The organism is Micromonospora sp. WMMA1996 (assembly GCF_002573675.1).
Classification (GTDB): domain Bacteria; phylum Actinomycetota; class Actinomycetes; order Mycobacteriales; family Micromonosporaceae; genus Micromonospora; species Micromonospora sediminicola.
In genome coordinates this window covers 2,773,044-2,798,489 of the sequence record NZ_PDHU01000001.1, presented here as the reverse complement: position 1 = coordinate 2,798,489, position 25,446 = coordinate 2,773,044, and the positions used below count along the sequence as shown (strand labels likewise).

Here is a 25,446-nt window from a genome sequence, read left to right as displayed (position 1 = left end):
GGTGAGCATACTCAGTATGCTCACCCGCACGCCGCCCTCGCGCCGCCGCCTGGCCCTGCTCGCCCCGTCGCCCGCGTCCTGCTCGGCTTCCTCGACTTCGGACAGCGGGTCAACCTGCCCGGGGTGGTCCGTCGGGCGCTGCTGGCCACCCCCGAGGGGGTCACGGTCACGCGACGGCGTCGAACTGCCGGCCGGGAGCGCGGCGATCGTCTCCCTCTGACCGGGTGGGCGTTCACGGGGTCACCGGCCGGGCGGCCCGCGGATAGGATTCGTCGATGCCAGGGCTGAATCCACCGTTGTATGTGGTCGCGGACGTGCACGGGCACCGATCCGAGCTGAGGGGCGTGCTTCGCGACGAGGGGTTGGTCGACCGCGACGGGCGGTGGTCCGGCGGATCGGCCCGGCTCTGGTTCCTGGGCGACTACGTCGATCGTGGTCAGGACGGCATCGGGGTGATCGAGGACGTGCGGCGGTTGGCCGCGGCCGCTGAGGAGGCCGGCGGCGAGGTGCGGGCGTTGCTCGGCAACCACGAGGCTCAACTGCTCGCCGCACACCGGTTCGGCACCACACCGATCCCCGGGTGGGACGAACCCGGGGGCTTCCGGGGTGGTTGGGCACGGTTCGGCGGCCGGGAGGACGACCTTGCCCGGCTGACGCCCTGGCACATCGACTGGATCATGAGTCTGCCCGCCGTCGCGGTCGTCGACGGTTACCTGCTCGTGCACTCCGACACCGCGCGATATCTGGAGTTCGGCTCCGACGTCGCAGCCGTCAACGCGGCCGTGGCGGCGGCCATGGCCTCGTCGGACGGTGTCGAGTGGCTGGAGTTCTGCGGGCGGATGAGCGACCGGGGGGCGTTTCGGAAGGCCGAGCCGGCGCGCCCGGACGACGCGGTGTCGACGATGTTGCTCGCGCTCGGCGGGGACGTCCTGGTGCACGGGCACAGCACGCTCACCAAGCACTTCGGCGTGGCGCCGGATGACGTGCGGGAGGCGCTGCGTTACGCCGACGGCCGGGTCGTCGCCATCGACGGTGGGGTCTACGAGGGTGGCCGGGTCCTGCTCACCCGCCTGGCCTGACGTGGCGGACGCTCGCCCACGGGGCCGACGGGCGGTCGCCGAGGCGGCGGTGCGCTCCGGGAGGCCTCGAGGGTGACGCCCGGCCCATGAGCGCCGAGGAGCATACTCAGTATGCTCCCGCGCATGCCGCCCTCGCGTCACCGCCCGACCCTGCTCGCCCCCGTCGCCGGCATCCTGCTCGGCTTCGTCGACTTCATCTGGATCACGCGGGTGCCGTATCCACTCGCCGAACTCGGCAATTCCACTGCCGTCTGGGCGGTCGCTGCATTCGCGCTCGGCTGGTGGGTCCGGTCGGGTGCGGTGCGGGCCGCCGTGGCCGCCACCGTCCTGCTGGTGGTCGCGGTGCCCAGCTACTACCTGGCGGCCGCGCTGATCCAGGGCGACGACCTCGCCGTGGTCGTGGCGCCCAGTTCGCTGCTCTGGATGGCGTTCGGGGTGCTCGCCGGGGTGGTGTTCGGGGTGGCCGGGACCTGGGCTCGCGCCGACGGGTGGCGCGGGGTCGTCGGCGCCGCGCTGCCGGCCGCCGTGTTCGTCGAGGAGGCGCTGCGCTTCGCCGGCCGCGCGCGGTCCGGCTACCCGGGCGGATGGTGGAACGTCGCGATCGACCTCGCGCTCGCCGCGCTGCTGGTCGTGCTCGTCGGGCGTACCGCCCGGCCGCGGCTGCTCGCGGCGGCCGTGGCGCTGCCACTCGCCGCTGCCGGCGCGTTGGTGCTCGCCGTCGTTTCCGGGTGACGCCGCCGCGAACCGATTGACTTTCGATAGCTAGACACTGAAACTCGATACATGAACGATCTCGACGTGCTGGTCGTCGGCGCCGGACTGGCCGGGCTGCACACCGCCACGCTGCTCGCCCGGCGCGGCCACGACGTGCTGCTGGTCGACCGGCGCCCCACCCTGGCCGGCGCGATCCGGACCACCGGCATCTTCGTCCGCCGCACGCTCGACGACTTCCCGCTGCCCGAGGACTGCCTCGGCCCGCCCATCCGGCGCGTCGTGCTCTACCCGCCCGGGCTGCGCCGCCCGGTCACGCTGGACAGCGGGCGCGACGAGTACCGCGTCGGCGACATGGCGGGGCTCTACACGGCCGCCGCGCGCGCCGCCGCCGACGCCGGCGTGCGGATCGCGCTCGGCACCCGCTACACCGGCCGGCGGGCCGGCGCCCTCGCGCTGCACGGTCCCGACGGGCCGGTCGAGGTCCGCGCCCGGTTCGTCGTCGGCGCCGACGGCGCCCGTTCCCGGGTGGCCCGCGACCTGCGCCTGGACCGCAACCGCCACCTGCTGGTCGGCGCCGAGGAGGTCTTCGGGGTCCCCGCCGGCGAGGGTCCACCCACGTTCCACTGCGTGCTCGACCCCACGCTCGCGCCCGGCTACCTGGCCTGGGTCGTCAACGACGGGCGGCACGCCCACGTCGGCGTCGCCGGCTACCCCGACCGCTTCCCCGGCGGGCTCCGGCAGGCGCTGCGCCGGTTCGCCGCGACGGCCCCCGGGCTGCCAGGCGCGGGCCGACCCGAGCGGGTCGAGCGGCGCGGCGGGCCGATCCCGGTCGGCGGGCTGCTGCGCCGCATCGGCTGCCCGGACGGGCTGCTGGTGGGCGACGCGGCAGGCGCGGTCAGCCCGCTCACCGCCGGTGGCCTCGACCCGTGCCTGCGGCTGTCCGCGCACGCCGCGGACATCCTCGACGAGGCGCTGCGCACGGGCCGCCGCGAAGCCGTGCGCCGCTACGACGGCGCCGCGCTGCGGGCCCGCTTCCGGGGCCGGCTGACGCTGCGCCGAGGACTGGCCCAGGTGCGCACGCCGGCCGTCGCGACGGCGGCGTTCACCCTCCTGCGGACGCCGATCGGGCGTGCCGCGGCCCGGGGCGTGCTGTTCGGGGACCGGTCGTTCCCCACCCCGTGACGGTCAGGGGATCGGCCACTCGTGCACCGGGCGGTTGCTGTGCATCAGGTCCACGTAGTGGCGGACCACCTCGCGCAGCGCGGCCGGCCGGTCCAGGTGGTCGGCGGACTCCAACCGGTGCAACGTCTCCACCTGCCAGGTCGCGCCGTTGCGGCCGGTCAGGCAGCGCTGCTCGACGATGCCGAGCAGTCGGTCCCGCTCCACCGGGTCCAGGCCCCAGCGGTCGAGCCCGTGGTGGGCCAGCGGCAGCAACCGGCGCAGCACCAGCTCGGTCACCGGCAGGTAGCCCAGGCCCGGCCAGAACACCTGGGCGTCGATGCCGTGCCGGGCGCAGGCGTTGAAGTTCTCCTCGGCGGCGCTGAACGACATCTGGGACCAGAGCGGGCGGTCCGACTCGGCCAACGCCCGGACCACGCCGAAGTAGAACGCGCCGTTGGCGACCGTGTCCAGCACGGTCGGCCCGGCCGGCAGCACCCGGTTCTCCACCCGCAGGTGCGGGCGGCCCCGCAGTACGTCGTAGACCGGCCGGTTCCAGCGGTAGATGGTGCCGTTGTGCAGGCGCAGCTCCGCCAGCTTCGGCACCCCGCCGCTGTGCAGCGTGGTCGCCGGGTCCTCCGGGTCGCAGACCGGCAGCAGCGCCGGGAAGTAGCGCACGTTCTCCTCGAACAGGTCGAACACCGAGGTGATCCAGCGTTCCCCGAACCACACCCGCGGGCGTACCCCCTGGGCCTTGATCTCCTCCGCCCGGGTGTCGGTGGCCTGCTGGAACAGCGGGACCCGGGTCTCGCGCCACAGCTCCCGGCCGAAGAACAGCGGGGAGTTCGCGCCGAGGGCCACCTGGATGCCGGCGACCGCCTGGGCGGCGTTCCAGTAGTCGGCGAACTGCGCCGGGCTGACCTGGAGATGGAACTGGGTGCTGGTGCAGGCGGCCTCGGGCGTGATGGTGTCGGCGGTGGTGGCCAGCCGCTCCACCCCGCTGATCGCGATCGGCAGGTCCTCGCCCCGGGCGGCGAAGATCTGCTCGTTGAGCAGCGCGTAGCGCGGGTTGGCCGAGAGCGAGGACGCGGTCAGGTGCTCCGGGCGCAGCGTCGGCAGGATCCCGATCATGACCATGTGCGCGCCGACCGTGCGCGCCTTCTCCTCGGCGGCGTTGAGGCTGGCCCGGACGTGCTCCTCGAACTGGGCGGTGCCGGTGCCGGCGAGCCGGCGCGGCGCGACGTTGATCTCCACGTTGAACTGGCCCAGCTCGGTCTGGAACGCCGGGTCGGCGATCGCCTCCAGCGCGTCGGCGTTGCGCATCGCCGGGTCGAACCCGTCGTCGACCAGGTTCAGCTCGATCTCCAGCCCGGTCATCGGCCGTTCCACGTCGAACCGGGACTCGCGCAGCATCTCGGCGAAGACGTCGAGGCACCGCCGTACCTTGTCGCGGTAGCGGGCCCGGTCCTCCCGGCTGAAGGTGCGCGCGCCGACGTCCTCGCCCATGGTCACCACCCTGTCACCGTTGGTCCTCCCAACCTCGCACGGAGCGGCGGGTCAGGAAAGGCCTGAAGGACCTTTTCTGTACCCCGTGCCGCCCCCGCTGATCCCCGGCGGTAAGGAGGGGACCCCTCTTAACGCCTCGTGCATAGGCGGGGCCCCCTTTTAACACCTGGCAACCGCGCGGCCGGCTACCATGGGCCGCCGGTCGAAGGGGGAGTGTTGATGCGCGACGGGTGGATCCGGGCGTTCGTGTGGGCGGCGATCGCCGAGGCGTGCTCCTGGGCGGCGCTGCTGGCCGGCATGGCGGTCAAGTACGGGCCGCCGCGCGACGAGATCGGCGTGCAGATCTTCGGCCCGATCCACGGCGGTCTCTTCGTGGCGTACGGGCTGCTGGCGCTCGTGGTGGCCCGGCGCCGCCGCTGGTCGCTGGTGCAGACCGGGCTGGCGCTGGCCAGCGCCGTGCCCCCGTTCGCCACGGTGCTGTTCGAGCGCTGGGCCCGTCGCCGTGGCCTCCTCGCCGCTCCCGCCGTGCCCGCCGAGCCCTCGCTCACCCGCGTCGGTGGTTAACAAGGGGCCCCGCCTCTACCGCAGGCGTTAAGAGGGGGCCCTTCCTTTCAGATGAGGGCGGAGCAGGCGGCGACGCCGAGCACCAGCGCCGCGCCGAGCGCCGCCTGCAGCAGCAGCGCCGGCCCGAGATGCGACCAGAGCGTCGCGGTACGCGGGGTGAGCAGCTGCCCGGTGGTGAGGTTGACGATCCGCTCGATCCGGGGCGGCAGGTCGCCGTCGCGCTGCGGGCGCAGCGTGAGCTGGATGTGGTCGCCCGGGTGCAGCGCGCTCTGCGGCAGGTGGCCGTGCAGCTCGACCTCGACCAGCCGGTCGGCGGCGTCGCGCACCCGGACCGGGGTGACCAGGAACTCCGGCCCCTTCTTCAGCTCCTTGAAGCTGCGCCGGGCGCCTCCGCCGCCGTTGCTGAGCAACGCGCGCACCACCCGCAGCAGCAGCCCCACCACCCCGGCCGCGGTCAGCACCGCCACCAGCGCCGGCTGCCCGACCCGGACCTCCCGGGCGTAGCCCTCCATCAGCCGCACCAGGCGTCCGGTGACGATGCGTTCCGTCGGTCGGACGACGCGTCGGGTGTGCAGCTCCGTGTCCATGTTCACCACCGAGAGTTCCGTTCCGTGCACAGATGGTATCGGTCCTTCGGGTTGAACGACGTGAATGAACGGCGGTCACGCCCCACCGGTGGAAGGTGACATCGGCCGGGGCGCGGGTATGCGTGCGGCCGAGCTGGAAAGGGGTCGAGCATGCAGCTGTCCTTCCTGCGCCCGCTCTACGACCGTCCCGGGCCCTGGTGCTCGGTGTATCTGGACGCCTCCCGGGACACCCACGACGCCCGTCCGCAGGTCGACCTGCGATGGCGCGCCCTCAAGGGGAACCTGTTGGCCCAGGGCGCCGATCCGGTCACCGTCGAGGCGGTGGAGGAGGTGGTCCGCCGGCACGACCCGATGCCGGGCGACTACGGCATCGCGGTCTTCGCCACCCGGGGCCGGGTGGTGCTCACCGAGTACCTCTCCGCGCCGCCGCTGCGGGACCTGGCCACCTGGTCCGCCCTGCCGCACACCATGCCGCTCGTCGCCCAACGGGGCGAACAGGTGGCCTGGGTGCGGGTGCTGGCCGACCGCACCGGCGCGGACGCGATGGCGGTCAGCGCCGGCGGGGTGCCCCGACGGGCCCAGGTGGCCGGTGGACAGAGCCGGCAGCTGCGGCGCGTGCAGCCCGGCGGTTGGTCGCAGTCCCGCTACCAGCGGGCCGCCATGGAGGCCTGGCACCAGAACGCCGGCGACGCCGCGGCGGCCACGGCCGACCTGGCCGAGCGGGTGGGCGCCGACGTGGTCGTCGTCGCCGGGGACGTCCGGGCCACCGGGATGATCGCCGCCCAGCTGCCCGAGCGGTGGCAGGACGTGCTGGTCCGCACCGACGCCGGATCCCGCGACCCGGGCGCCGACGACACGCTGATGGACGACATCACGGTGCAGACGGTCGCCGAGGTCGCCGACCGCCGGATCGCCGCCGCGCTCGACCGGTTCGGCGTGCAGGAGGACGTCGGCGCCGGCCTCGACGCGGTGGTCGCCGCGCTGCAACGCAACCAGGTCGACACCATGCTGATCGTCGACGACGCCTCCGCCGACGGCGAGCTGTGGGTCGGGCCCGAGCCGACCGAGATCGCCACCGACCCGGCGCAGCTGGCCGGCATGTCGGTGGCCGACCCGCAGAAGGTACGCGCCGACGCCGCGCTGCTGCGCGCGCTGATCGGCACCGACGCCGACGTGACGGTGCTCGCGCCGGAGGAGGCGCCGGAGCTGACCGACGGGGTCGGCGCGGTGCTGCGCTACGTCGACGCCGGCACCCCGGGGCGGGGCGATGGCTGAGCGTACCGTCGCCGACCTGGTGGTCGAACGCCTGCGGGCCTGGCGGGTGCCGCGGGCCTTCGGCTATCCCGGCGCGGCGATCGCGCCGATGCTGGCCGCGCTGGACGAGGCGGGCGGGGACCCGGAGTTCGTCCCCGCCCGGCACGAGGAGACCGCCGCGTTCATGGCCACCGGGCACGCGAAGTTCACCGGCGGCATCGGGGTGTGCCTGGCCACCCAGGGTCCCAGCGCGGTGCACCTGCTCAACGGCCTCTACGACGCCAAGCTGGACAGCAAGCCGGTGGTGGCGATCATCGGCGAGGACGTCAGCGGTCCGCTCGGCGGCGCGCACGAGGAAATCGGCCTGAGCCGGCTCTTCGGCGACGTGTGCAACCAGTTCGTCCGCTACGGCCGCAGTCCGGAGCAGGTGCCGGCGCTGCTGGACCAGGCGTTCCGCACCGCGGCGGCCACCCGCAGCCCGACCTGCGTGGTGCTGCCGCGGGCCCTGCAGGTGACGGTCGTGCCGGACCTGCTGCCGCAGACCGCCGGTGTGGTCACCGCGACGCCCGGCGAACCGCTGGCCCGGGTGCTGCCCCACGAGGCCGACCTGGACGCCGCCGCCGCGCTGCTGGGCACCGGAGCGCGGGTGGCCCTCCTGGTCGGTCAGGGCGCGCACGGCGCGGAGGAGGAGATCGTCGCGCTCGCCGACCGGCTCGGCGCCGGCGTGGCCACGTCGTTGCTCGGCAAGCCGGTGCTGGACGAGCGGCTGCCCTTCCACACCGGGGTGCTCGGTGAGGTCGGCACCACGGCCGCCGCGCAGCTGATGGGCGGCTGCGACACGCTGCTGATGGTCGGCACCAACGACCCGTGGACCGACTGGTTCCCGCTGGTCGGTCAGGTCCGCACCATCCAGATCGACATCGACGGCCGGCGGATCGGCACCCGCTACCCGGTCGACGTGCCGCTGGTCGGCGACGCCGCCGAGACGCTGCGCGCGTTGCTGACCCGGGTGCCGGAGCGGCGCAACGGGCAGTGGCGGAGCGTGGTGGAGAGGTCGGTGGACCGGTGGCGGGAGGCCGCCGCGGAGCGCGCCGCCGCCCTGGCCGAGCCGGTCAACCCGCAGCTCGTGCTCCGCGAGCTGTCGGCCAGGCTGCCCCAGCGGGCCTCGGTCGCCGTCGACGTCGGCTCGGTCGTCTACTGGTACGCCCGGCACCTGGAGCTGCCCCCGGGCGTGCAGGCCCGGCTCTGCGGCACGCTCGGCTCGATGGGCTGCGCCCTGCCCTACGCGGTGGCCGCCAAGCTGGCCCGACCGGACGAGCCGGTGCTCGCGCTGCTCGGCGACGGTGCGATGCAGCTCAACGGCCTGGCCGAGCTGATCACGGTGGCGCACCACTGGACCGAGTGGCGGGACCCGCGGCTGGTGGTGCTGGTGCTGAACAACCGGGACCAGTCCGGTGTGGGCGGGGGACGGCCGCCGGGCGTTCTCACCGACCGGCGTCCGGCCGTGCCGTACGCCGGGTGGGCCCGACTGCTCGGGCTGCACGGCGTCCGGGTGGACCGGCCGGAACTGGTCGGCGCGGCCTGGGACGAGGTGTTGGCGGCGGACCGGCCGAGCGTGCTGGAGGCGGTGGTCGACCCGGCCGTGGCGCTGGACGTGCCGGAGCCGGCGTTGGCGGACCTGCGCGGCCTGGTGGCCGACGGGGACGCCGCGCGCCGGGTGCGGGAGCGGGTGAACCAGACCGAGGCCATCGCGGCGGAGGACCTCGTTTAGCCAGCTCACGTCAGGGCACTGCCTCGAGGCAGTCACCTCAGGAGGTCAGATGCCCGCCGCCCCCACCGACCGTCGCTACGGCCCTGCCCCGCTGCCCGGGCCACGCGGGCCGGTCTCCGCCGCCCTGCTCGACGCGCTGCGCGCGGCGCCCGGCGACCTGCCGGCCGGGCTGGGCGTCGAGTTCGGGGCGGTGGCCGAGCCGCTGGTCGACGAGGACCTCCAGCTCACCCTCTTCCTCTGCTACGAGCTGCACTACCGGGGCTGGCGGGGAGTCGCCGACGACTGGGAGTGGGAGCCCTCGCTGCTGGCCCTGCGGGCGCGGGCCGAGCGGCCGTTCGAGGCGGCGCTGCGCCGGCTGGCCGGGCCGCTGCCGGCGGTGCTGCCGGCGGCGCTGCCGGGCGCGCTGACCGACCTGGTGGCGGCCGACGACGGACCGCCGCTCGCCGCCACGCTGCAACGCCGGGCCGATCTCGACCAGTTCCGCGAGTTCGTCACCCACCGCTCGATCTACCACCTGCGGGAGGCCGACCCGCACAGCTGGGCCCTGCCCCGGCTCGGCGGCGCGGCCAAGGCCGCGCTCGTGGAGATCCAGATGGACGAGTACGGCAACGGCCGGCTGGACCGGATGCACGCCGAGTTGTTCCGCGCCACCATGGACCGGCTCGACCTGGACACCGGCTACGGCGTCCACCTGGACCGGGTCCCGGCGGTCACGCTGGCGACCAACAACCTGATGTCGCTGTTCGGCCTGCACCGGCGGCTGCGTGGGGCGCTGCTCGGACACCTGGCCGCGTACGAGATGACCTCGTCGCTGCCGAACCGTCGCTACGGCAACGGGCTGCGGCGGCTCGGCGCCGACGCGGTGGCCACCCGCTTCTACGACGAGCACGTCGAGGCCGACGCGGTGCACGAGCAGATCGCCGCGTACGACCTGTGCGGCGGGCTGGTCCGCGCGGAGCCGGCCCTCGCCGCCGACGTGCTGTTCGGGGCGGCCGCGGCGCTGGCGGTGGACCGTCTCTTCGCCGACCACGTGCTCTCCGCCTGGTCCGCCGGCGGCTCGTCGCTGCGCTCGCCGCACCGGGCTCTCGCCGCCGCGTGACCAAGTGTTAAAAGGGGCCCCTTCCTCTACCGGAGGCGTTAAGAAGGGGCCCTTCCTTAACTGCGGAAGCCGGCAACCTTGTGCGTGCCGTCGCAGAACGGTTTGATCGCGCTCTTGCCGCACCGGCAGAGCGCGACCGTGCCCCGGCGCGTCTCGATCGGTTCCCCGTCGGGGGTCACCAGCGCGAAGTCGCCGCGCACCAGCAGCGGTCCGTCCCGGTACGGGGTGATGGTCGCCGCCGGGGTGCTCTCGTCGTCGGGCATGCGCGGTGCAGTGCCCGTCCCGGTCCGGCCCAAACCCGCTCCCACGTGCCGTTGCGTCCGTGGCGGCGGGGGAGCGGCGCGACGGCGTACCTGGGTGTCCCGGGCGGTGCGGTCGCCCGAGCGGGCGTTGGTCCGCGCCGTGGGGAGATGCCCCGTTTAGACCACAGAGGGACGGGAAGCCGGCCCGCGTGGTGAGCGAACGAGCACAGTCGGGACCGGCGACCGGCGCCGGGCTGCCCGGAGACCGGGTGGTGGCGGCGGGCAGCGCCGCCCGGCTCCTGGTGGCCGCCACCGCCCGGGCGCTGCGCGGCGACGACTGCGGCGACCTCGGCCATCCCGCGGCGCTGTCCCGGCTCCCCGGCACGCCCGAGCCGGTGCGCCGCGCCGCCGCCGGCCGCGCGGCCGGGCGGGCCGCGTTGAGCGCCGCCCAGGTGGCCCGGGTCGACGCCGAACGGGTGGCCGGCTGGTTCGTCGACCAGTACCCGGACCGGCGCTGGCCCGGAGCGGTGCTCGGCTCACCGCACGGCGCGGCCGCGCACCTCGCGGTGGCCCTCGGCGTGCCCTGGCTGCCGGCCGGGTTCGAACTCGCGGCGACCTGGAGCCGGGGCGCGGTGGACCGCCCGGACCGGGCGTACGACCACGGCGCCGCGCTGGCCGGGCGACTGCTCGCCGGCAACCCGCGGCTGCACGTGCGGCAGGTGCACTGCCCGGCCAGCCGGGGCGCGGCGGCCGGCGCCACCGTGACCCTCACCGCCCGCTGGCGCACGCTGCCCACGGCGTACGCGGGGTTCCTGGCCGACCGGCTGGAACCGGCGGCGCCGGTGCTGCTGCTGCACGACGCGCGCACGTGGCCGGTGCGGGACACGGGCGACGGGCACAGCTTCCAGGCCGGCTGCCCGAGCAGTGGCCTGGACCCGGTCGACTTCCACCCGGACGCGCACGGGCTGCGCCAGGTGCTGCGCGCGGCCGGCGGCGAGGAGACGCGCTGGGCGGCGCCGGAGGTCACGCTGCCGGCCGCGTTCGCCGCACACGGCGTGGAGTCCGGTTTCGAGCACGCCGCCCGGGAGTGGGGCGATCGGCACGGGCACCCGCTGCACCGGGTGGTGGTGCCGCAGCCGGACGTGCTCAGCGCGGCGACCGCCGACCTGTACCGCCGGTGGCTGCGCCGGGCCGGCAAGACCGGCGACCGGCTGGTCGTGGAGTGCGGCCGGCTGCTCGACCCGGGGCAGGTGCTGCGGGCCGGCCTGGTGCCCTACTGGTGCGAGAACGCCACCCGCCGGCGGGTCGAGGGCGCGGAGTGGTGGCTGGCCGGCAGCGAGCCGTTCACGTCGGTGGACGTGCTGCCGGAACCGCCCGGGCTCCGCTCGCCCGCGCTCGCCGGGCTGCCCCAGTGGCTCGCGGTGGCCGGCTTCGGGCGGCGCCGGCGGGCCCTCGACCGGGGCGCGGCCCGCGGCTACCCGGTCACCTCGGTTCCCACCCGACGTGCCACGGAGGTGTTGCGCAACCAGCCCTGCGACCTGCCCGCGCCGCCGCCGCTGCGGATGGCCGAGGCCCTCGCCGCGCTCCGGGACTCCGGCGCGCACCAGGGTCTGCTGGTCTGCTGAGCGCGGCGCCCGCGCCGGCGGCCCCGGCCGGCCGGCCAACCTGGCGAAACATCCTCGCGATCCTGCGGTCCGTGATTGAGTACCTACGGAGCGGGAAGACCGCTCGCCGCGGAACGGCCCACGACGCCGTGCGGCGGGCAGCCACCGCTTTCGACGTGTCCGTCACGTAACCAACTTCCTCACCCGGTGCGTGGTCCGACCACGCGCACGACCGGTTCCGACCGGGCGGGGGGATCTTCGGCGAGGGAGGCGCGGATGTTCGGTCAGACCACCACGACACCCACCCCACCGACCAACGAGCGGGGTCTGGAGGACCTCGACGCGGCGGCGCTCGCGTACGCGGCCCGGATCGAGGGGCTGCCACCCGAGCGGCGGCAGGAGGCGCGGGACGACCTGGTCCGCTTCGCGTTGCCGTTCGCCGGCCGGCTGGCCCGCCGCTACCGGGGACGCGGGGAACCGCTGGAGGACCTGGAGCAGGTGGCCCGGCTCGGTCTGGTCAACGCCGTCGACCGGTACGACCCGGAGCGGGGTTCGTTCACCGCGTACGCGGCCATCACCATCGTCGGCGAGATCAAACGGCACTTCCGGGACCGCACCTGGGGCGTGCACGTGCCGCGCCGGCTGCGCGACCTGATCCTGGAGGTGGGGCAGGCGACGGCGACGTTGACCAGCGAGCTGTCCCGGGCCCCGTCCGTGGCCGAGCTGGCGGAACGGCTGGAGACGCCGGAGGAGGAGATCCTCGCCGCGCTGGAGTCGGCCGCCGGCTACAGCCCGGCCTCGCTCAACGCGCCGGTCGGGGGGGAGAGCTCGGCCGAGTTCGGCGACCTGGTCGGCGAGTCCGACAACGCGCTGGAGTCGGTCGACGACCGGGTCACGGTCAGCGGCCTGCTGCACCGGTTGCCCTGGCGGGAGCGGCGGATCCTGGCCATGCGGTTCTACGGCAACCAGACCCAGGCGGAGATCGCCGCCCGCTTCGGCATCTCGCAGATGCACGTCTCCCGGCTGCTGTCCCGGGCGCTGACCTGGCTGCGCCAGGCGATGCTCGCCGACGCCCCGCCGCCGTGGCAGAACGGGGCGGCCGAGACCGAACCGGCCAAGGCCCGGATCTCGGTGCGGCAGAACGGCGACCGGGTGGTCGTCGAGGTCGGTGGCGAGGTGGACCGGGCCGGCGCGGACCAGCTGCGTCGGGCGATGCTGGAGGCGGTCACCGGGCAGCCCCGCGAGGTCATCGTCGACCTGGTCGGCGCGGGCGGCTTCGACGCCGGCGGGATCGCCGCCCTGATGGCGGGTCGGGACGCCGCCGTGCGGACCGGGGTGCCGCTGCGGCTGACCCGGGTGCAGCCCGCGGTACGCCGCTCGCTGGCCGCCGCCGGCCTGCCCGCCGCCGACTGACGCGCATACGCGACGCCGGCTCCCGAACGGGGGAGCCGGCGTCTGCGCGTACCCGGGAACGGGGGCCGGAGCCCGACGGTGCCGGCCCCCGTTCCCGGTCAGTTCTCCGGGGTGTCGCCGTGTCCGCGCGGGTGCCGCCAGCGGTCGTTCGGCTGCTCCTCGCGCTGGGCGCCGAGGATCGTCTCCTCCGGCTCGTCGGTCTCCTCGAAGCTGGGCCGGCGGACCTCTTCCGGCTCCGGCACGTCGACCGGCCGGGCGCCGGACTGCGGCGCGGGTTGGTACTCCACCGCCTCGCGGGCGCCGTGCGCGCCCTCGGCGGCCGGCGACTCGGGCACCTTCGCGACGTGGTGCAGCTCCTCGGTGAAGTGCTGCGGCGGCTTGGTGGTCCGCTGGGGCAGGTCGCGGCCGAGGTCGGAGACGAGCGGGCCGTACTTGGCGTCGAAGGCCGGCCGCTCGGAGCGGATCCGGGGCATCCGGTCGAAGTTGCGCAGCGGCGGCGGGCAGGTGGTGGCCCACTCCAGCGAGTTGCCGAAGCCCCACGGGTCGTCCACCGTGACCATGGCGCCGTAGCGCCACGACTTCCACACGTTGTAGATGAAGAACAGCGTCGACGCGCCGAGGACGAACGAGCCCACCGTGGAGATCTCGTTCAGCACGGTGAAGCCGTCGCCGGGCAGGTAGTCGGCGTAGCGGCGTGGCATGCCCTCGTTGCCCAGCCAGTGCTGCACCAGGAAGGTGGCGTGGAAGCCGACGAACATCGTCCAGAAGTGGATCTTGCCGAGTCGTTCGTCGAGCAGTCGGCCGGTCATCTTCGGGAACCAGAAGTAGACCCCGCCGAACGCGGCGAACACGATGGTGCCGAAGAGCACGTAGTGGAAGTGCGCCACCACGAAGTACGAGTCGGTGACGTGGAAGTCCACCGGCGGGCTGGCCAACAGCACGCCGGTGAGGCCGCCGAGCAGGAACGTGACCAGGAAGCCGACCGCGAACAGCATCGGCGTCTCGAACGTGATCTGCCCCTTCCACATGGTGCCGATCCAGTTGAAGAACTTCACGCCGGTGGGCACCGCGATCAGGTAGCTGAGGATGCTGAAGAACGGCAGCAGCACCTGGCCGGTGGCGAACATGTGGTGCGCCCACACGCTCATCGACAGCACCGTGATGGCGACGGTGGCCAGGACCAGGCCGGTGTAGCCGAAGATCGGCTTGCGGGAGAAGACCGGAATGATCTCGGTGATGATGCCGAAGAACGGCAGCGCCACGATGTAGACCTCGGGATGCCCGAAGAACCAGAACAGGTGCTGCCACAGCATCGGGCCGCCGGTGGTCGGATCGTAGACGTGCGAGTGCAGGATCCGGTCCGAGGCGAGCGCGAACAGCGCGGCCGCCAGGAGGGGGAACACGAAGATCACCAGCACGCTGGTGAGCAGCATGTTCCAGGTGAAGATCGGCATCCGGAACATGGTCATGCCAGGGGCGCGCAGGGTGAGGATCGTGGTGATCAGGTTGACCGCGCCGAGGATCGTGCCCAGACCGGAGATGGCCAGGCCGACCACCCACATGTTCGCCCCGACGCCCGGGCTGTGCTGCGCGGTGCTCAGCGGCGTGTACGCGGTCCAACCGAAGTCCGCCGCACCCTGCGGGGTGACGAACCCCGCCATCACCATCGTGCCGCCGAACAGGTACAGCCAGTACGCGAACGCGTTCAGGCGGGGAAACGCCACGTCGGGGGCGCCGATCTGCAGCGGCACGATGTAGTTGCCGAACGCGAAGACCAGCGGGGTGGCGAACAGCAGCAGCATGATCGTGCCGTGCATGGTGAACATCTGGTTGTACTGCTCCGGGGAGAGGAACTGCATCCCCGGCCGGGCCAGTTCGGCCCGGATCACCAGGGCCAGCACGCCCCCGATCAGGAAGAAGATGAACGACGTGCTCAGGTAGAGCAGCCCGATCACCTTCGCGTCGGTGGTCCGCAGCAACCGCCACAGCGCGTTGCCCTTCACCGCCTCCCGGACGGGGCCGGGATATCCCCCGAACCGGGCCGGCGCGAGAATCGCGGGCCCCCGGTCTCGTGCCGGCTCCGTGACTACCCGCTTGGGCATGGCATCTCACCCCGTGTGACGACAGACAGGACGGGCGCGCGTACCCGGCCCTCTGACCATGTAACCAGGCGAGAGCGGAGAATTCGGTCAGTTCGCCGGGAGCATGGCCCAGACGACCTTGCCGGCGCCGACCGGCGTGCTGCCCCAGCGCTGGGTCAGCTCGCGGACCAGCATCAGCCCCCGGCCACCCTCCGCCCGCGGGTCACGGGAGGTCGCGGCCCGCGCGTCGGCCGGGCTGCCGTCGAGCACCGCCACCCGCAGGTACGGCCGCCGCAGCGTCAACGTGACCTGCATCGGGGTGCCGGCGTGCCGGACCACGTTGCCGACCAGCTCGCTGAGCACCAGCGACGCCGGACCGGCCAGCTCCGGCACGTTCCACCGGCCGCACGCCTCGGTCACCAGCTCCCGGGCCCGCCGGCAGGCCCCGGCGACCGGTTCCAGCCGGGCCCGCAGCCGGGGCGACGCCGCCGTGCCGGCCAGCGCCGTGGCCTCGGCGCAGTCGCGGCGCACCGGCACCACCCGGCAGGCGGTGGTCTCGGCCAGCCACGCCGCCGTCGTCGGCGGGGGAGCGGAGAGGACCATCGGCACCGCCGGCCAGTCGGCGGCCCGCCGGGCCGCCGCGGCGAACACGGACAGCGCCAGCGGCTCGGTGACGTCGATCTCCTCCAGGTCGACCACGAGCGCGTCCGGCTGCTCGGCGAGGCACCGGTCCAGCACCTCGTGCACCGCGCGCATCGTGCCCAGGTCGAGCGCCCCGGCCAGCCGCACCACGGTGACCGGGGACTCGTCGCGGACCTCGCACCTGATCCGGGTCGACATCGGGCCCTCGTTTCTGTCCGTCGGGGAGGACTACGGACGTACCCGGGGCATGGGCCGGTGAAACCGGGCACCGGGGCCGGGAGGAGCAGGTCAGCGACGGTGCGCGCGCCGGCCGGCCAGCAGGCCCAGGGCCGGCATGGCCACCCCCAGCAGCAGGTGCAACCAGGTGCCGGCCCGGTCGACCGCCAGGAGGTTCGCCGCGCTGCGCCGGTCGACCGCCAGGTCGTAGAGCCAGAGCACCAGGAAGATCGCGCCGCCGCCGAGCAGGAACGCCCGCGCGCCGGCGACCGTGCGGGCCAACGCCAGACCGGCCACCCCGAGGACCAGGTTGACGAGGTTGTGCAGCGCCGAGACCTGAAGCAGCCCGAGCAGCCGCGCGCCCGATCCCGGCCCCGCGAACCGCAGGTCGGCGTAGGCGCTGGTCACCCCCGGCACGAAACCCAACGCGCCGAGCAGCAGCAGGAACACGGCGAACGCCGAGGCGACCCGGCGCACCGGCGCCCGCCCGTCGGCCGGGTTGCGCCGGGCCCGGGAGTGCGCCATCGAGTTCGTCACGCCGGCCCTCCTCGCCACCGCGGGACCGACGGTTTCCCCGGCCCACCAGTGGCAAACGCGGCGCCGGTGGGCCGGGGTCCCGCTCAGACGGGCTGCAACGGCACCGTGGCGCCGTGGCGGACCCGGTCGTACAGCTCCACGTACCGCTCGGCCATCCGGGCCGGGGTGAACCGGGTCGCGGCCTCCCGCCGGCACTCGTCCGGCTCCAACAGCCCGGCCGCCAGCACCAGGTCGCCCAACTCCCGCTCGTCCGCGGTGAGCAGGCCGGTGCGGCCGTGCTCGATCAACTCCGGCAGGCAGCCCCGGGCGGTGGCCACCACCGGCGTGCCCAGCGACAGCGACTCGACCACGGCCGTCCCGCCCGGCTCCTCCCACCGCAGCGGGAACAACGACGCCCGCGCCGAGGCGACCAGGTCGTCGCGCTCCCGCCCGGCCACCGTGCCCACCCAACGCACCCGGTCACCGTCGACGTAGGGGGCGACGTGCTCGTGGAAGAACCGCACGTCCGGGTTCTGCCGGGCTTCGTCCCCGGCCGCGGCCAGGTCCTCCGGCCGGTGGTAGGGGCCGACCGGGCCGGCCAGCACCAGCGGGAAACCCACCTCGTGGGCCAGCCGGGCGCCCAGGTCCTGGCCCTTGCCCGGATTGATCCGGCCGAGGATCACCAGGTGGTCGCCCTTCGGCGTGGTCGGCCGGCGGTCCGCGTCCACGGCGAGCGGCGTGGACAGGTGCACGTGGCCGACCGAGTGCTCCCGCAACGCCCGCGGCGCCCGGGCCAGCTGCGACGCGGACACCCCGTTCACCCGGACCCGGTCGCCGCCGTCGAGGGTGCCGTACAGCTCCGGGTGCTTGGCCAGGTCCCAGTGCAGCGTGTGCAGCGCGGGCGGGGCGTCCGGGCCCATCGCGGCCATCGTGGCCAGCCCGACCGCCTCCACGTGGTCGTGCACCAGGTCGATGTCGTCCCGGCGGTGCAACGCCCGCACCACGCCGGCCAGGTGCGCCTGCGACACGCCGCAGACCTGGTTGTACGGCCGCTGCAACGCGGAGAACTGCCCGTCCGGGAAGACCGCGATCTTCTCGTCCACCGGCAACGTGCTGCTCTCCACCGAGGCCAGCACCACCCGTACGCCGAGCCGGCGCAGCTCCGGCACCAGCGTGGCGACGACGTTCTCGATCCCGCCGTAGCCGGGCGGCGGCACGGACAGCCACGGCCCGGCGTTCATCAGCACGGTGAGCGTCATGCGCTGTCCTCTCTCAGTGTTTCCGGTGTCACGCGGCACCTGCTGTTGTTCGTGACTGCGGGGCTCGCAAGCTCACTCCTCGCACTCACGCGGCGACCCGGCGGTGCGGGATGCGGTGCCGCAGCTGCGCCAGCGGCGGCCGTTCCTCGACCGAGACGTCGTTGACGACGATCTCCCGGTCCAGGTTGGGCAGTGCCTCCGAGCCGCCCCGCCGGAACTGGGTCAGCAGCGCGGTCGGTGCCACCCCGGGCGCCGCCCAGCCGCGCCGTTGCAGCCGCGACCAGGCGGTCAACATGATCTGCGCCGACATCCGGCCCAGCGCGGCGGTGTCCTGGTGCCGGTGCTTGCGCTCACCCAGGTCGACCTGGGCCAGCGCGTCCAACCCGACCAGCTCCAGCAGGTCGATCAGCATGGCCGTCTCGACGCCGTACCCGGTGACGAACGGCACCCGCTCCAGGACGTCGCGGCGGCCGGCGTACTCACCGGCGAGGGGCTGCACGAAGCCGGCCAGCTCCGGCCAGAACAGGTTGAGCAGCGGCCGGGCCATCAGCTCCGTCACCCGGCCGCCGCCGTCGGGCTCGACGCTCGTCGCACCGACCAGGGGCCGGTGGTAGAAGCCCTTCACGAAGTCCACGCTCGGATCGGTGAGCAGCGGACCGAGCAGCCCGGTGACGAAGTGCGGCCGGAACTCGCGCAGGTCGGCGTCGACGAACGCGACGATGTCCCCCTCGGCCGCGGCCAGGCCGGCCCAGAGCGCGTCGCCCTTGCCGGTCAGGCGCGGCAGGCCACGCGTCATCGCGTCCTGGCTCACCACCTCGGCGCCGGCCGCGCGGGCCACCTGGGCGGTGCGGTCGGTGGACCGGGAGTCCACCACGATCAGCTCGTCGACCAGTGGCACCCGGTCGATCAAGTGTTCCCGGATCGTCGACACGATCGCGCCGACCGTGGCCTCCTCGTTACGTGCCGGCAGCACCACGCTGACCCGGCTGTTCCCCTTGGCCCGGACCAGCCGACGGGCCGGCCAGTCGCCGGCCGTACTGGTCCGGTACGTGGCCCACGCCTCCACCACCGGTGAGACGGTCACATCTGAATCCCGCACGGGCACCCCCATCAGTGGCGGAATCGCGAACTCCTGTTTTTCCCAGTACCGCATCCGCGCTAACCGGATCTTGCCTAACAACTCGATCACCAGGTGCGTACCGGGTGGTTCCCGGCGGATGAACGTTGCGTTGCGCACCACCTCGCGTTTGGCGGGACGCCGGCCAGGGGAGTGCTGTCGACGGTTTGTTCAGTCGTGGTGGGAGGGGCGGTCGGATGCGGGTGGGACTGGTCGGAGCCGGCGGGGTGGCGCAACGCCACGCCCGCGTGCTCACGGGGTTCGAGGACGTGGAACTGCTCGGTGTGACCGACGTCGCGCCGGACGCGGCGCGGGCGCTCGCCGACGCGCACGGCGGGCGGACCTTCCGGGACGTGGAGGAGCTGCTCGCCGCCGGCCCGGACGCGGTGTACGTCTGCGTGCCGCCGTTCGCCCACGGCCCGGCGGAGGAGGCGGTCGTCGCCGCCGGCGTACCGATGTTCGTGGAGAAGCCGGTCGCGGTCGACCTGGAGACGGCCGAGCGGATCGCCGACCTGGTGCAGCGGCGCGGCCTGCTGACCGGCGTCGGGCACCACTGGCGCTACCTGCACGTGGTCGAGGAGGCGCGGCGGCTGCTCGCGGACCGTCCGGTGCGCATGGTCAACGGCGCCTGGCTGGACAAGGTGCCGCCGGTCGCCTGGTGGGCCCGGCGGGACCGCTCCGGTGGCCCGGTGGTCGAGCAGGCCGCCCACGTGCTGGACCTGGTCCGGCTGCTGGTCGGTGAGGCCACCGAGGTCACCGCGTACGGCGACGGGACGCCGCCGCCGGTCGACGGCGCCGACATCGACTCGGTCACCGCGGCCACGCTGCGCTTCGCCTCCGGGGCGGTCGGCACGCTCGCCGCGGCCTGCGTGCTCACCTGGAAGCACCGGGCCGGGCTGGAGATCCTCGCCGACGGCCTGGCCCTGTCGCTGGCCGAGGACGGCCTGACGGTCCGCGACGCGGACGGCGAGCGGCACCTGCCCGCCGACCCGGACGGCGCCCGGGTCGCCGTCGACCGGGCCTTCGTCGACGCCGTCCGGGGCGTCGGCGACGACGTCCGGGTCCCGTACGCCGAGGCCCTGCGCACCCAGCGGCTCGCGCTGGCGGTCGCCGAGTCGGCGCGGACCGGCCGTCCGGTGGCGCTGCCCACCGGCCCGGCGGCCCGGCTCACGGCCGCGGTCGCGGACGCGGGGGTGGGTGTCGATGCGTGACCGGGTGGTGGTGGTCAGCGGCCCGGGCCGGGTCGAGCTGGTCGAGCAGGAGGCGGCCGAGCTTCGCGAGGGCGCCTTCCGGGTGGAGACGCTCTTCAGCGGCGTCTCCGCCGGCACCGAGCTGAGCTACGTCAAGGGCACCAACCCCTATCTGCACGTCACCTGGGACGCCGCGCTCGGGCTGTTCCGGCCGGGGGAGGCGAGCACCCCGTACCCGGTGACCCGGCTCGGTTACATGCAGGTCGGCCGGGTGGTGGAGAGCCGCACGCCGGCGGTCGCGCTGGGCACGGTCGGGGCCATGACGTACGGCCACCGCAGCGGCTGGGTCGCCGACCCGGTGGCCGAGCGGTTCGTGCCGTTGCCCGACGACCTCGACCCGCTGCTCGGCGTCTACGTCGCGCACATGGGCCCGATCTGCGCCAACGGGCTGCTGCACGCCGCCGCCGACCTGTGCGGCACGGACGTGCGCACGCTCGGCGACGGGGTACGCGGCCGCCGGGTCGCGGTGGTCGGTAGCGGCGTGGTCGCCCTGCTCACCGCGCTGTTCGCCCGCCGCCACGGCGCCGCCTCGGTGGTCGTGGTGGACCCGACGCCGGCCCGCCGTCAGGTGGCCGAGGCGCTCGGCCTGGAGACGCTCGACCCGGAGGCCGACGACCCGGCGGTGGTGCTCAAGACCCGGTGGAACCACGCCGCCGGCGACCGGGGCGCGGACGTGGTGTTCCAGTGCCGGGGCCAGGACTGGGCGTTGCAGCTGGCGCTGCGGCTGCTGCGGCCCCAGGGCACCGTGATCGACCTGGCCTTCTACCAGGGCGGCGCGACCGCGGTCCGGCTCGGCGAGGAGTTCCACCACAACGGGCTGTCGCTGCGCTGCGCGCAGATCGGCCGGGTGCCCCGTGGCCTCGCCCCGACCTGGGACCGGGAACGGCTCTCCGCCGAGACGGTGGAGCTGCTGCGCCAGTACGGCGAGGAGATCCGCAAGCACGTGGTCTCCGCGGTGGCGCCGCTGGACGAGGCGCCGACCCTGCTGACCGACCTGGCCGAGCGCCGCCGCTCGGAACTGCAGGTGGTCCTGACCGGCTGACCCCGGGTGCGCCCGCGGCCGTCCCGGTGCGGCGTCCGGCTACCGTTCGGGTCATGACCGTCGAAGCCGGCCCGACGCCGGGGCTCGCCGCGTTGCTGCCCTACCTGCGCGCCCACCGCGGCACCCTCGTCGCGGTGGGCGCGTTGTCGCTCTCCGGCGCCGCCGCCGCGCTCGCCCAGCCGCTGCTCACCCGCGCCGTGCTGGACCGGATCACCGCCGACCGGCCGGCCGGCGCGCTGGTGGTCGCGCTGGTCGTCCTGGTGGTGGCCGGCGCGCTGCTCGGTGGGCTCCGCGACTACCTGCTGCAACGCACCGGCGAGGGACTCGTGCTGGGGGTCCGCCGACGGCTGGCCGGGCACCTGCTGCGCCTGCCGATCGTCGAGTACGACCGGCGCCGCACCGGTGACCTGCTGTCCCGGGTCGGCGCCGACACCACGCTGCTGCGGGCGGTGGTCACGTCCGGCCTGTTCGAGACCGTCACCGGCGCGGTGATGGTGGTCGGCGCCGGCACCGCGATGCTGCTGCTGGACCCGCTGCTGTTCGGGGTGACGCTGGCCGCGGTCGCGGTCGGCGTGGGCTTCGCGGTCACCGTCGCCCGCCGGGTGCGGGGCCTGGCCCGCCGCGCCCAGGAACGCGTCGGGGAGATGACCTCGGCCGTCGAGCGGGCGATCTCCGCGGCGCGGACCATCCGGGCCAGCCGGGCCGAGGGCCGGGAGACCGCCACCGTGGTGACCAGCGCGACCGCGGCGTACGACGCCGGTCTGCGGGTGGCCCGGGCCCAGGCGGTGGTCGGGCCGGCCAGCACGGTCACCGTGCAGGGCGCCTTCCTGCTGGTGCTGGCCGTGGGCGGGGCCCGGGTGGCGGCCGGGGCGATCAGTGTGGGCGACCTGGTCGCCTTCGTGATGTTCCTGTTCTTCCTGGTGCTGCCGCTGGGCCAGGCGGTGCACGCCTACACGCAGCTGCAGAGCGGGCTGGGCGCGCTGGCCCGGATCGAGGAGATCCTCACCGTCGCGGACGAGCGGGTCGACGACCGGCCGTCGGCCGCCGTGACCGTGCCGACCGCCGGCGTTCCCGCCCGGGTCGAGTTCGACCGGGTCGGTTTCGGCTATCCCGGCGGCCCGCCGGTGCTGCGCGAGGTGAGCTTCACCGTGCCCGCCGGCAGCCGCACCGCGCTCGTCGGCCCGTCCGGCGCCGGCAAGTCCACCCTGCTGGCGCTCGTCGAACGCTTCTACGAGGTGGGCGAGGGCGCGGTGCGCCTGGACGGCGTGGACGTGCGGGAGCTTCCCCGCGACGCGCTGCGCGCCCGGCTCGGCTACGTCGAGCAGGAGGCGCCGGTGCTCGCCGGCACGCTGCGCGACAACCTCCTGATCACCGCGCCCGACGCCACCGACGACCGGCTGCGCGGCGTGCTGGACGAGGTCAACCTGGGTCACCTGGCCGACCGGACCGCCGACGGGCTGGACGTCCAGGTCGGGGAGGGCGGTGTGCTGCTCTCCGGTGGGGAACGGCAGCGGCTGGCCATCGCCCGGGCGCTGCTGGCCGGGCCGCCGGTGCTGCTGCTCGACGAGCCGACGAGCAATCTCGACGCGCGCAACGAGGCGGCGCTGCGCCGGGCGATCGACGCGGTGGCGGTGCGGCGGACCCTGCTGATCGTGGCGCACCGCCTGTCGACCGTGGTCGACGCCGACCAGATCGTGGTGCTCGACGGCGGCCGGGTGGTGGCCGTCGGCACGCACGACGAGCTGACCACCGCCAGCCCGCTCTACCGGGAGCTGGCCACCCACCAGCTTCTCGTGGCCTGATCCACCCATCGCGCGCCTGACCTGGGGCGACCGGCCGAAATCCGGACACGGCGTGGCGGCGGCGCCGGGCGGGGGTCACAATCGGCTGCGGTTCGCGTACCGTTGCGGCTCATGGGTGTGTCGCAACGGTTGAAGACCAGGTTCCGCCGGTTCCTCCAGCGCCCCGGGACGACTGTCGACCTGGCGCCGCTGGAGAAGCTGCTGCCGGCGATCGAGGCCCGCGAGGCCGAGCTGGAGCAGCTCTCCGACGCCGAGCTGACCGAGGCGGCCGGGCAGGCCGAGAAGTACGAGGAGATCTGCGCGATCGGCCGTGAGGCGGCCCGGCGCGGGCTCGACCAGCGCCCGTACGACGTGCAGCTGCTCGGCGCCATGGCGCTGCTGTCCGGCAAGGTCGCCGAGATGGCCACCGGTGAGGGCAAGACGCTGACCGCCACCGTCGCCGCGTACGGGCACGTCCGGCTGGGCAACGGCCCGGTGCACGTGCTCACCGTCAACGACTACCTGGCCCGCCGCGACGCCGAGTGGATGGAGCCGGTCTACACCCTGCTCGGCCTCACCGTCGGGTGGGTCAACGAGGCGTCCACCCCGCAGGAGCGGCGCGCCGCGTACGCCTGCGACGTCACCTACGTCTCGGTCAGCGAGGCCGGCTTCGACTACCTGCGCGACCAGCTCGCCACCGACCTGGCCGACCGGGTGCAGCCGCCGCTGAAGACCGCGATCGTCGACGAGGCCGACTCGATCCTGATCGACGAGGCCCGGGTGCCGATGGTGCTCGCCGGCGCGGTCCCCGGCGAGCAGGACCCGGTGCACGCCGCCGCCGCGCTGGTGCGGGGCCTGCGCAAGGGCAAGCACTACACGGTCGCCGAGGACGGCCGCAGCGTCGCCTTCACCTCGGTCGGCCTGGCCACCGTCGAGGCCAAGCTCGGCGGCATTGACCTGTACGACGAGGAGCACGTCGGGCAGCTCTCCGCGGTGAACGTGGCGCTGCACGCGCACGCCCTGCTGCACCGCGACGTCGACTACATCGTCCGGGACGACTCGGTCGAGCTGATCGACGAGATGCGCGGGCGGGTCGCCCAGCGCCGCCGCTGGCCGGACGGGCTGCAGGCGGCGGTCGAGGCGAAGGAGGGGTTGGACGCCACGGCCGAGGGCGAGGTGCTGGGCACGGTCACCGTGCAGGCGTACATCGCGCTCTACCCGACGGTCTGCGGGATGACCGCGACCGCGGTGCTCGTCGGCGACCAGCTCCGCGAGTTCTTCGGCCTCGAGGTGGCGGTGATCCCGCCGAACACCCCCTGCGTGCGCGAGGACGAGTCGGACCGGATCTACGCCACCCGCGCCGAGAAGGAGGAGGCACTGGTCGACGAGATCACCCGCTGCCACCAGGCGGGGCGGCCGGTGCTGGTCGGCACGCTCGACGTCAAGGAGTCCGAGGGGCTGGCCGCCGCGCTGAACGCCGCCGGGGTCCCGTGCGTGGTGCTCAACGCCAAGAACGACGACGAGGAGGCCGGCATCATCGCCGAGGCCGGCGCCCACGGCGCGGTGACGGTCTCGACCCAGATGGCCGGGCGGGGCGTGGACATCCGGCTCGGCGGCAGCGACCAGACCGACCGCGACCTGGTGGCCGAGCTGGGCGGCCTCTACGTGATCGGCAGTGGCCGGCACGACAGCCGCCGGGTCGACGACCAGCTGCGCGGCCGGGCCGGCCGGCAGGGCGACCCGGGCGGGTCGGTCTTCTTCGTCAGCCTGGAGGACGACCTGGTCGTGCGGCACGCCGGCGACACCGTCCCGGCGTCGCCCCGGATGAACGCCGACGGCCTGGTCACGGACCCGCAGGTCGACTACGCGGTCGAGCACGCCCAGCGGGTGGCCGAGGGCGTCAACCACGAGATCCACCGCAACACCTGGCGCTACAGCCAGGTGATCGAGCAGCAGCGCAAGGCCCTGGCCGAGCGCCGGGAGCGCCTGCTGACCAGTGACATCGCCGCGTTGATGTTGCTGGAGCGGGTGCCGGAGAAGGCCGGCGAGATGGACGAGGACCTGCTCGCCGACGTGGCCCGCAAGATCGCCCTCTACCACCTCGACCGGCTCTGGGCCGAGCACCTGGCCGAGCTGTCCGAGGTGCGGGAGGGGGTGCACCTGCGGGCGCTGGGTCGCCTGGACCCGCTGGACGAGTTCCACCGCAGCGCGGTGCCGGCGTTCAACGCCCTGGTCCCCGAGATCGAGACGCGGACCGTCGCCACGTTCGAGGAGACGGAGTTCGACGAGGGCTGGGAGCCGGACGCGTCGAAGCTGGTGCGGCCGAGCGCGACCTGGACCTACCTGGTGCACGACAACCCGTTCGGCTCGGAGTTGGACCGGCTGATCGCGTCGGTGGGCCGGCGCCTCATCTCCGGGTCCCGCTGACCCACGCTCGGGGCCCCCTCCGGCCGGTACGCGCCGGAAGGGGCCCTTTTGCGCGGTTTCGATCCCGGTCTGCGAGGGTAGTAGGCCGAGGCTCGGCCAGAGAGAGGACGGACATGGACCAGGC

General features: G+C 74.4%; 21 protein-coding genes. 13 read left to right on the top strand and 8 right to left on the bottom strand.

Features of this window, described 5'->3' with window-relative positions:
- Nucleotides 1-275: 275 nt before the first annotated feature.
- The 3 genes from COO58_RS12725 to COO58_RS12715 all read left to right on the top strand — a co-directional run bounded on the left by COO58_RS12725 (nt 276) and on the right by COO58_RS12715 (nt 2,975).
- Entirely contained in the window at nt 276-1,079 is an 804-nt protein-coding gene (locus COO58_RS12725; RefSeq protein ID WP_098745081.1) for a metallophosphoesterase, read from the top strand.
- Nucleotides 1,080-1,202: 123 nt separating this feature from the next.
- Nucleotides 1,203-1,811 carry a DUF6518 family protein gene (locus tag COO58_RS12720; protein ID WP_255292601.1) on the top strand — a complete coding sequence of 203 codons (609 nt, stop codon included), beginning with the start codon at nt 1,203-1,205 and terminating at the stop codon, nt 1,809-1,811.
- A 51-nt stretch (nt 1,812-1,862) separates the two neighbouring features.
- Entirely contained in the window at nt 1,863-2,975 is a 1,113-nt protein-coding gene (locus COO58_RS12715) for an NAD(P)/FAD-dependent oxidoreductase (protein ID WP_098745078.1), read from the top strand.
- Nucleotides 2,976-2,978: 3 nt separating this feature from the next.
- Here the strand turns inward: COO58_RS12715 and COO58_RS12710 are convergent, their stop codons facing one another.
- Nucleotides 2,979-4,457 (bottom strand): glutamate--cysteine ligase, encoded by a 1,479-nt coding sequence (locus COO58_RS12710; RefSeq protein WP_091577712.1) that lies wholly within the window; start codon nt 4,455-4,457, stop codon nt 2,979-2,981.
- A 219-nt stretch (nt 4,458-4,676) separates the two neighbouring features.
- On the opposite strand from COO58_RS12710, the gene COO58_RS12705 reads away from it, so the two are divergent.
- Complete coding sequence (locus COO58_RS12705; protein ID WP_098745076.1) at nt 4,677-5,021, top strand: DUF3817 domain-containing protein; 345 nt, start codon at nt 4,677-4,679, stop codon at nt 5,019-5,021.
- A 47-nt stretch (nt 5,022-5,068) separates the two neighbouring features.
- Here COO58_RS12705 and COO58_RS12700 read toward each other — a convergent pair whose 3' ends face one another.
- Complete coding sequence (locus COO58_RS12700) at nt 5,069-5,617, bottom strand: hypothetical protein (RefSeq protein ID WP_176558874.1); 549 nt, start codon at nt 5,615-5,617, stop codon at nt 5,069-5,071.
- Between the two features lie 141 nt (nt 5,618-5,758).
- Between COO58_RS12700 and COO58_RS12695 the strand changes: the two genes are divergently transcribed.
- From COO58_RS12695 to COO58_RS12685, 3 genes are read left to right on the top strand one after another with little or no spacing between them, the layout of a single operon-like run.
- Nucleotides 5,759-6,883, top strand: coding sequence for a Vms1/Ankzf1 family peptidyl-tRNA hydrolase (locus COO58_RS12695; protein ID WP_091575375.1), 1,125 nt, complete (start codon nt 5,759-5,761; stop codon nt 6,881-6,883).
- Nucleotides 6,876-8,633, top strand: a complete 1,758-nt coding sequence (locus tag COO58_RS12690; protein ID WP_098745075.1) for a thiamine pyrophosphate-binding protein — start codon at nt 6,876-6,878, stop codon at nt 8,631-8,633. The genes COO58_RS12695 and COO58_RS12690 overlap by 8 nt, the downstream gene beginning before the upstream one ends.
- Nucleotides 8,634-8,682: 49 nt before the next feature.
- Nucleotides 8,683-9,732, top strand: a complete 1,050-nt coding sequence (locus COO58_RS12685) for an iron-containing redox enzyme family protein (protein WP_091575370.1) — start codon at nt 8,683-8,685, stop codon at nt 9,730-9,732.
- Between the two features lie 56 nt (nt 9,733-9,788).
- Here the strand turns inward: COO58_RS12685 and COO58_RS12680 are convergent, their stop codons facing one another.
- A complete protein-coding gene (locus COO58_RS12680) occupies nt 9,789-9,995 on the bottom strand; it encodes a CDGSH iron-sulfur domain-containing protein (RefSeq protein ID WP_091575368.1) in 207 nt (68 codons plus the stop codon).
- A gap of 188 nt (nt 9,996-10,183) precedes the next feature.
- Here COO58_RS12680 and COO58_RS12675 point away from each other — a divergent pair, with 188 nt between their 5' ends.
- A complete protein-coding gene (locus COO58_RS12675) occupies nt 10,184-11,599 on the top strand; it encodes a hypothetical protein (protein ID WP_098745073.1) in 1,416 nt (471 codons plus the stop codon).
- A gap of 255 nt (nt 11,600-11,854) precedes the next feature.
- Nucleotides 11,855-12,991, top strand: a complete 1,137-nt coding sequence (locus COO58_RS12670; RefSeq protein WP_091575363.1) for a SigB/SigF/SigG family RNA polymerase sigma factor — start codon at nt 11,855-11,857, stop codon at nt 12,989-12,991.
- Between the two features lie 98 nt (nt 12,992-13,089).
- Here COO58_RS12670 and ctaD read toward each other — a convergent pair whose 3' ends face one another.
- From ctaD to COO58_RS12645, 5 genes are all read right to left on the bottom strand, one after another.
- Nucleotides 13,090-15,093: a cytochrome c oxidase subunit I gene (gene ctaD, locus COO58_RS12665; RefSeq protein ID WP_091575360.1), complete on the bottom strand. Its 2,004-nt coding sequence runs from the start codon at nt 15,091-15,093 to the stop codon at nt 13,090-13,092.
- Between the two features lie 87 nt (nt 15,094-15,180).
- The gene (locus tag COO58_RS12660; RefSeq protein ID WP_098745072.1) at nt 15,181-15,912 is read right to left on the bottom strand and encodes an ATP-binding protein; all 732 of its coding nucleotides are present in this window, start codon (nt 15,910-15,912) and stop codon (nt 15,181-15,183) included.
- A 90-nt stretch (nt 15,913-16,002) separates the two neighbouring features.
- The gene (locus COO58_RS12655; protein WP_091577706.1) at nt 16,003-16,455 is read right to left on the bottom strand and encodes a DUF4383 domain-containing protein; all 453 of its coding nucleotides are present in this window, start codon (nt 16,453-16,455) and stop codon (nt 16,003-16,005) included.
- A 95-nt stretch (nt 16,456-16,550) separates the two neighbouring features.
- Complete coding sequence (locus COO58_RS12650) at nt 16,551-17,705, bottom strand: glycosyltransferase (RefSeq protein WP_091575357.1); 1,155 nt, start codon at nt 17,703-17,705, stop codon at nt 16,551-16,553.
- 85 nt (nt 17,706-17,790) lie between these two features.
- The gene (locus COO58_RS12645) at nt 17,791-18,816 is read right to left on the bottom strand and encodes a glucosyl-3-phosphoglycerate synthase (protein ID WP_176558873.1); all 1,026 of its coding nucleotides are present in this window, start codon (nt 18,814-18,816) and stop codon (nt 17,791-17,793) included.
- Between the two features lie 203 nt (nt 18,817-19,019).
- On the opposite strand from COO58_RS12645, the gene COO58_RS12640 reads away from it, so the two are divergent.
- The 4 genes from COO58_RS12640 to secA2 all read left to right on the top strand — a co-directional run bounded on the left by COO58_RS12640 (nt 19,020) and on the right by secA2 (nt 25,322).
- Nucleotides 19,020-20,033 (top strand): Gfo/Idh/MocA family protein, encoded by a 1,014-nt coding sequence (locus tag COO58_RS12640; RefSeq protein WP_098745070.1) that lies wholly within the window; start codon nt 19,020-19,022, stop codon nt 20,031-20,033.
- Nucleotides 20,026-21,114, top strand: coding sequence for a zinc-binding dehydrogenase (locus COO58_RS12635; RefSeq protein WP_091575351.1), 1,089 nt, complete (start codon nt 20,026-20,028; stop codon nt 21,112-21,114). Before COO58_RS12640 ends, COO58_RS12635 begins: the two co-directional genes overlap by 8 nt.
- A gap of 53 nt (nt 21,115-21,167) precedes the next feature.
- The gene (locus COO58_RS12630) at nt 21,168-22,916 is read left to right on the top strand and encodes an ABC transporter ATP-binding protein (RefSeq protein WP_091575348.1); all 1,749 of its coding nucleotides are present in this window, start codon (nt 21,168-21,170) and stop codon (nt 22,914-22,916) included.
- Nucleotides 22,917-23,027: 111 nt separating this feature from the next.
- Nucleotides 23,028-25,322 (top strand): accessory Sec system translocase SecA2, encoded by a 2,295-nt coding sequence (secA2, locus tag COO58_RS12625; RefSeq protein ID WP_091575346.1) that lies wholly within the window; start codon nt 23,028-23,030, stop codon nt 25,320-25,322.
- Nucleotides 25,323-25,446 lie beyond the last annotated feature (124 nt).

Coding starts and splice junctions, on each gene's coding strand:
- COO58_RS12705 (WP_098745076.1), top strand. CDS start 4,677: ATGCGCGACGGGTGGATCCGGGCGTTCGTGTGGGCGGCGATCGCCGAG.
- COO58_RS12690 (WP_098745075.1), top strand. CDS start 6,876: ATGGCTGAGCGTACCGTCGCCGACCTGGTGGTCGAACGCCTGCGGGCC.
- COO58_RS12725 (WP_098745081.1), top strand. CDS start 276: ATGCCAGGGCTGAATCCACCGTTGTATGTGGTCGCGGACGTGCACGGG.
- COO58_RS12685 (WP_091575370.1), top strand. CDS start 8,683: ATGCCCGCCGCCCCCACCGACCGTCGCTACGGCCCTGCCCCGCTGCCC.
- COO58_RS12695 (WP_091575375.1), top strand. CDS start 5,759: ATGCAGCTGTCCTTCCTGCGCCCGCTCTACGACCGTCCCGGGCCCTGG.
- COO58_RS12630 (WP_091575348.1), top strand. CDS start 21,168: ATGACCGTCGAAGCCGGCCCGACGCCGGGGCTCGCCGCGTTGCTGCCC.
- COO58_RS12660 (WP_098745072.1), bottom strand. CDS start 15,912: ATGTCGACCCGGATCAGGTGCGAGGTCCGCGACGAGTCCCCGGTCACC.
- COO58_RS12645 (WP_176558873.1), bottom strand. CDS start 18,816: ATGGGGGTGCCCGTGCGGGATTCAGATGTGACCGTCTCACCGGTGGTG.
- secA2 (WP_091575346.1), top strand. CDS start 23,028: ATGGGTGTGTCGCAACGGTTGAAGACCAGGTTCCGCCGGTTCCTCCAG.
- COO58_RS12710 (WP_091577712.1), bottom strand. CDS start 4,457: ATGGGCGAGGACGTCGGCGCGCGCACCTTCAGCCGGGAGGACCGGGCC.
- COO58_RS12670 (WP_091575363.1), top strand. CDS start 11,855: ATGTTCGGTCAGACCACCACGACACCCACCCCACCGACCAACGAGCGG.
- COO58_RS12655 (WP_091577706.1), bottom strand. CDS start 16,455: ATGGCGCACTCCCGGGCCCGGCGCAACCCGGCCGACGGGCGGGCGCCG.
- COO58_RS12635 (WP_091575351.1), top strand. CDS start 20,026: ATGCGTGACCGGGTGGTGGTGGTCAGCGGCCCGGGCCGGGTCGAGCTG.
- ctaD (WP_091575360.1), bottom strand. CDS start 15,093: ATGCCCAAGCGGGTAGTCACGGAGCCGGCACGAGACCGGGGGCCCGCG.
- COO58_RS12680 (WP_091575368.1), bottom strand. CDS start 9,995: ATGCCCGACGACGAGAGCACCCCGGCGGCGACCATCACCCCGTACCGG.
- COO58_RS12650 (WP_091575357.1), bottom strand. CDS start 17,705: ATGACGCTCACCGTGCTGATGAACGCCGGGCCGTGGCTGTCCGTGCCG.
- COO58_RS12640 (WP_098745070.1), top strand. CDS start 19,020: ATGCGGGTGGGACTGGTCGGAGCCGGCGGGGTGGCGCAACGCCACGCC.
- COO58_RS12720 (WP_255292601.1), top strand. CDS start 1,203: ATGCCGCCCTCGCGTCACCGCCCGACCCTGCTCGCCCCCGTCGCCGGC.
- COO58_RS12715 (WP_098745078.1), top strand. CDS start 1,863: ATGAACGATCTCGACGTGCTGGTCGTCGGCGCCGGACTGGCCGGGCTG.